Origin of the sequence: Mesorhizobium sp. M1E.F.Ca.ET.041.01.1.1, assembly GCF_003997355.1 — a bacterium.
Taxonomy (GTDB): Bacteria; Pseudomonadota; Alphaproteobacteria; order Rhizobiales; family Rhizobiaceae; genus Mesorhizobium.
In genome coordinates this window covers 1-5,430 of the sequence record NZ_RZSL01000430.1, presented here as the reverse complement: position 1 = coordinate 5,430, position 5,430 = coordinate 1, and the positions used below count along the sequence as shown (strand labels likewise).

Below are 5,430 nucleotides of genomic sequence, written 5' to 3'. Positions count from 1 at the left end.
GGCGATTTCCACGTTCTCGCCGACGGTGCGGGAGCGGTCGAAAATCGTCCTGTAAGCCTTGCGCAGCAGGTAGATCTCGGCACGCGGCAGTCCCGAACGCTTCAAGCCGATGATGTTGAGGCCGCGCAGGCTGGCGCGATTGCCGACGGCGATGGCATAGGGGATGACGTCGCCGACAAAGGCCGAGCACCCGCCGAGAAAGGCGTTGTCGCCGACACGCACGAATTGATGAACGGCGCTGAGACCGCCGATATAGACGTTGTCGCCGATCTCGCAGTGCCCCCCGAGGGTCGCCCCATTGGCGAATGTGGCGTTCTTGCCGACGACGCAGTCATGGGCGATATGCGCGTAAGCGAGGAAATTGCCGTTGTCTCCGACGGTCGTCTCGCCACGGCTGGTATCCGTGCCGACATGCATGGTGACGCCTTCACGGATGGTGCAATTCTCGCCGATGACCAGCGTGGTGCGTCCACCCTTGTGCTTGGTGTTCTGCGGCGGCGCTCCCAGCGTCGCCATCGGATAGACCTTGGTCGAGGCGCCGATGGTGGTCGCGCCCATCACCGCGACATGGCTGACCAGTTCGGCACGGTCACCAATCACCGCGTCGGCGCTGACATGGCAGAACGGCCCGATGCTGACGCCTTCGCCGAGTTGGGCGCCGTCTTCGACGACCGCTGAGGGATGGATTGATGTCTGGATTTTCATAAGCATTTCAAACCGTCAGCCGGCAACCATGGCCGAGATCTCGGCCTCTGCCGCCTTCGCGCCATCCACCATGGCCTCGCAGGCGAATTTGAGCAGGTTGCCGCGCATCTTGATTTTCTTGACGTGGATCTTCAACTGGTCGCCTGGACCGACCGGTTTGCGGAATTTCGCGTTGTCGATGGTGAGGAAGTAAACCAGCGACGGCTTTTCCGTATTGAGGCTGCGGATGCAGATCGCGCCGGCCGTCTGAGCCATGGCCTCGATGATCAAGACGCCCGGCATCACCGGCTGTTCCGGGAAATGACCCTGGAAATGCGGCTCGTTGATTGTCACGTTCTTGATGCCGACGGCCGAGTCGTTGCCGTCGATATCGACGATGCGGTCGATCATCAGGAACGGATAGCGGTGTGGCAGGAGCTTCATGAGCCCCATTATGTCGACCGCCTCGAGTGTCGTTGCCACCATGTCAGCCATTTCCGTCGCCCTGCTTGCGGCTCTTGGCAAACCTGCGCAGCATGGCGATCTCGCGCAAAGCTTCGGCCATCGGCTGTGCCGGATAGCCTGCCCAAATCTCGCCCGCCGGCACGTTGCTCATGAATCCGCTTCTCGCTGCAAGCTTGGCCCCAGGCCCTATGGTCAAATGATCGGCAAGACCGACGCCGCCGCCCATGGTGACGCCGTCGCCGACGACGACGGAACCGGAAATACCCGAAAGCCCGGCTATAATGCAATTGCGGCCGATGCGAACATTGTGGGCGATCTGCACCAGATTGTCGATCTTGGTGCCTTGTCCGATGATGGTGTCCGACATCGCGCCGCGATCGACGGTGGTGTTCGAGCCGATCTCGACATCGTCCTGGATGATGACGCGGCCGATTTGCGGCACGCGCTCGGGTCCCTTGGCGCCGCCCACGAAGCCGAAGCCATCCTGGCCGATCCTGGCGCCGCCATGGATGATGACGCGGTTGCCGATCAGCGCATACTGGATGCTGGCGCCCGGGCCGACATAGCCGTCGCGGCCGATCCTGCAGGAACGGCCAATGACGGCGTGAGGCGCAATGACCGTGCCGCCGCCAATGGAGACGCCGGGGCCGATCACCGCGCCGGCCTCGACGATCGCACCGGCCTCGACATGCGCGGACGGATCGATATGCGCCTGCGGCGAAATGCCGGTTTCGCCTGTCATCGGCCCTGGAGTGGCGGCCTGTGGAAACAGCAGCCGCCCGACCATGGCGAAGGCCTGTTGCGGCCGCGGATGCACCAGCACCGCGATCCCCTGCGGCGCTCTGTTGGCAAAGTCGGCGGGGCACAAAACGGCTGCGGCCCTGAGCGATTGCATCAGAGCGAAGTTGCGCTTGCCGTCAACGAACACCAGCGCCCCTTCGCCGCCCTCATTGGCGGGCGCCAACGCTTCGATGGCAACATCGGCCCGTGAGGAATCGACGAGGCTGGCGCCGGTCAGATTCGCGACCTCGCCAGCCGTATACCGGCGTGAAGGCGCGAAGAACACCGGATCGGTCATTCCACAAACATTATCCAGCTAGGTCGGATCAGTCTCTTCCGGGCCACCTGGCGGCCCGGAAACATCGTAACCCGCGGATTAGAAACGAGTTGCAATGCCGAAGTTGAATTCCTGCGTGTCGTCGCCCGGCTGTTTCTCGACCGGGATCGCATAGTCGATGCGGATCGGACCGAACGGCGAAGCCCACATCAGGCCAACACCGACCGAAGCGCGCAAATGCATGTCAGCCGATCCCGCCTTTACCAGGCTTGGATCAAGCTTGTTGCCATAGAGCGTCGCAGCATCGGCGAAGACCGCGCCACGCAGACCGAAGCTCTCCGGAATGACCGGCAGCGGGAACTGGGCCTCGGCCGAGGCATTGAAATAGGTCGTGCCGCCGAGATGGTCGCCGCTGTTGTCGCTGGCAATCGGGCCAATGCCGCCATAGGCAAAACCGCGGATCATGCGGTCATTGCTCTGGAAGTGGTCGAAGATGCGCAGCTCGCCATTGCCGTAGCCCGCAATATAGCCCGCGCCACCCGACACCAGGCCGACGAGGTCAAGCTGTTCGGACAAAGTCTGGTAGACGCTTGCGCGCCCGGTCAGCTTCACCCACTTGGCATCGCCGCCGAGACCGGCAACCTCTGTTGTACCAGTGATATAGAGGCCTTCATGCGGATTCTTCATGTCGTCGATGGTGTTGTAGACCAACCCGAGACTGACCGAAGACTTGACCCACGGGCTTTCGGCAACGCCCGCTAGGATCGCCGGCGAAATGGTGCACCTGCTCGGATCGTAGTTGCCATTGGCATCCACACAGCCATCGGCAATGGAATACTTCTCCTGCGAGATATTATACGCTAGCTGCGTCGAGATGCTGTCGGTGATCGGCAGGCCAAAGCGGATGGTCCCGCCGGTGACGTCTGTATCGTAGTGATTGTACTCACGGGTCGACTTGTAGATATCAAACCCCGCAGCGATGCGCCGGCCGAGGAAATACGGCTCCGTGAAGGAGATGGCGTAGTCGCGCGAATGCCTGCCGCCGCCCGCCGACAGCTTGATGTACTGGCCGCGGCCGAGGAAGTTGCGCTCGGTGATCGAGCCTTCGACGGACGGTCCCGGCGTGTCGCCACCGGTCGAATAGCCGGCGCCGATCGAGAACTCGCCGGTCGACTTCTCGACGACGTCGACCACCAGGACGACCTGGTCGGGAGCCGAGCCAGGAACGGTCGATATCTCGACTTTGTCAAAGTAATCCAGGGCTTCCAGCCGCTTCTTCGCGCGCTGAATGAGAACCTGGTTGAATGCGTCGCCTTCGCTGACATCGAATTCGCGACGGATGACATAGTCGCGCGTGCGGTCGTTGCCGCGGATTTCGATGCGCTCGACATAGGCCTTGGTGCCCTGGTCGATGGTGTAGACGACCGAGATCGTATGGTTCTCGAAATTGCGATCGCCACGCGGCGTCACCTGAGCGAATGCGTAGCCCGAACCCGCGACCTTCTCGGTGAGCGCGACGATCGAATCCTCAACGTCCTTGGCGTTGTAGACATCGCCCTTGTGGGTCTCGACCACCGATTCCAGCGCCTTCGAGTCGACCTCTGGGATCGTGCTCTCGACGCTGATGTCGCCAAAGTTGTAGCGATCGCCTTCCTGCACCGTGATCGTGACGGTGTATTTGTTGGTGGCTTCATCCAACTCACCTACGGCCGAAACGACCTGGAAGTCGGCATAGCCGTGATTGTAGTAGAAGCGGCGCAGCAACTCCTGGTCGGCGCGCAGCTTGTCCTCGTCATAGACGTCGTCGCGCAGCACGAACGAAAGCCAGGACGAACGCTTCGTGTTGATCACGTCCGACAGGCGGCGGCTGGAGAAAGCGCTGTTGCCGACGAAATTGATGGCCGCGATCTGCGTGCGTGCGCCTTCGTTGATGTTGAAGACTACGTTCACGCGATTGTCGCCGAGATCCATGATCTGGGTGGTCACGGCGGCATCGTCGCGGCCGATGCGCCTGTAGGCTGCCTTGACAGCCTCGACGTCGGCATCAAGCGCCTGCTGCGAGAATGTCGCGCGCGGCTTCAACTGGATGGCAGACTGAAGGGCGTTGTCCTTGAGCTTCTTGTTGCCCTGAAACAGGACCTGGTTGACGACCTTGTACTCGGAAACCTTGACGACCAGGGTCGAGCCGACCTGATTGATCTGGACGTCCGAGAACAGCCCGGTGCCGAACAGGGCCTTCACGGCGCTGTCGATATCGGCGCTCGAAAACGCCTTGCCGGGCTTGATCGAGATGTAATTTCGGATGGTTTCGGCATCGACGCGCTGGTTGCCGCTGACCTCGACCCTCGAGACGACTGCTGCTTCGGCTACCGATGTGGCAACGAACTGCACTGCGAGCGCGCCTGGCAAAACCAGGGCGGCGGACAAAGCCGCCGCGGACGCGGCGCTCAGAAACTTGGATGCTGCCTTCATCGGGCTTTTGTACCTTTTTCTCGTAGTCCCCACGGCGAGAAAACCGGACGTGCGGTATTTTCCCTTACCGTATTAACCGGATTTTCCCTACACGCAAGGCTCCGGGTTAATTTGTATTTACTTAACCCTGATGCGTGGCTTTCGCGTCACGCATATCCCCACGCATGGTAAACGGCGTCTCAATATGGTCGGGTCCGAAGCCAAATTCCTTCATGATTTCAGCACCCAAACAGATCATTCCAAAAAACGAAGCCCATGAACCCGAGCACCAGCAGGAGGCCAGCCCGGTAGGCCATCTCCATCATCCGCTCCGAGACGGGCCGCCTTATGACGGCCTCCACGCCGTAGAACAAGAGGTGCCCGCCGTCGAGAGGGGGAATCGGCAGAAGATTGAGAATCCCTATCCCGACTGACAGGAATGCAACAAGCTGCACCAGCCACTCGAAGCCGAGTTTGGCCGCCTGCCCCGACATTTTTGCGATCTTGATCGGCCCGCCCAGTTGGCATTTGTCCTCGCGTCCGACGATGAACCGCTTCAGGAACTGGCCGGTGCGTTCGATGACATGGCCGGTTTCCTCGACAGCCGCTGCCAGTGCGCCCGCAGGCGTGTAGGAGACCAGCCGCGGCTGTCCAAGCTCGGTGTTGTTGGCGACGCCGATGACCGCGACCTTGACCTTGTTGCCCAGCGCGTCCTGCTGCTCCATCGGCTGCGGCGTCGCCGTCACGGTGATTTCCTTGCCGTCGCGCAACAT

The 5,430-nt window shown here is 61.3% G+C and carries 5 protein-coding genes; all 5 read right to left on the bottom strand.

The genetic code is table 11. The features are described from left to right. Positions 1–705, bottom strand: a 705-nt coding sequence (gene lpxA / locus EOA38_RS26835; protein ID WP_127300656.1) for an acyl-ACP--UDP-N-acetylglucosamine O-acyltransferase, incomplete at its 3' end; no start/stop codon positions are given. 15 nt (positions 706–720) lie between these two features. Then, on the bottom strand, positions 721–1,179 hold the full coding sequence (gene fabZ / locus EOA38_RS26830; RefSeq protein ID WP_127300655.1) for a 3-hydroxyacyl-ACP dehydratase FabZ: 459 nt from the start codon (positions 1,177–1,179) through the stop codon (positions 721–723). Next, the gene (gene lpxD, locus EOA38_RS26825; RefSeq protein WP_126093889.1) at positions 1,172–2,227 is read right to left on the bottom strand and encodes a UDP-3-O-(3-hydroxymyristoyl)glucosamine N-acyltransferase; all 1,056 of its coding nucleotides are present in this window, start codon (positions 2,225–2,227) and stop codon (positions 1,172–1,174) included. Before lpxD ends, fabZ begins: the two co-directional genes overlap by 8 nt. A gap of 78 nt (positions 2,228–2,305) precedes the next feature. Then, a complete protein-coding gene (bamA, locus tag EOA38_RS26820; RefSeq protein WP_127300654.1) occupies positions 2,306–4,678 on the bottom strand; it encodes an outer membrane protein assembly factor BamA in 2,373 nt (790 codons plus the stop codon). Positions 4,679–4,896: 218 nt separating this feature from the next. Further along, a partial coding sequence (locus EOA38_RS26815) for an RIP metalloprotease (protein WP_145966075.1) occupies positions 4,897–5,430 on the bottom strand: 534 nt, incomplete at its 5' end.

Bases quoted from the DNA above. Each gene is read 5' to 3' on its own strand.
- lpxD (WP_126093889.1), bottom strand. From the start codon at position 2,227: ATGACCGATCCGGTGTTCTTCGCGCCTTCACGCCGGTATACGGCTGGC.
- bamA (WP_127300654.1), bottom strand. From the start codon at position 4,678: ATGAAGGCAGCATCCAAGTTTCTGAGCGCCGCGTCCGCGGCGGCTTTG.
- fabZ (WP_127300655.1), bottom strand. From the start codon at position 1,179: ATGGCTGACATGGTGGCAACGACACTCGAGGCGGTCGACATAATGGGG.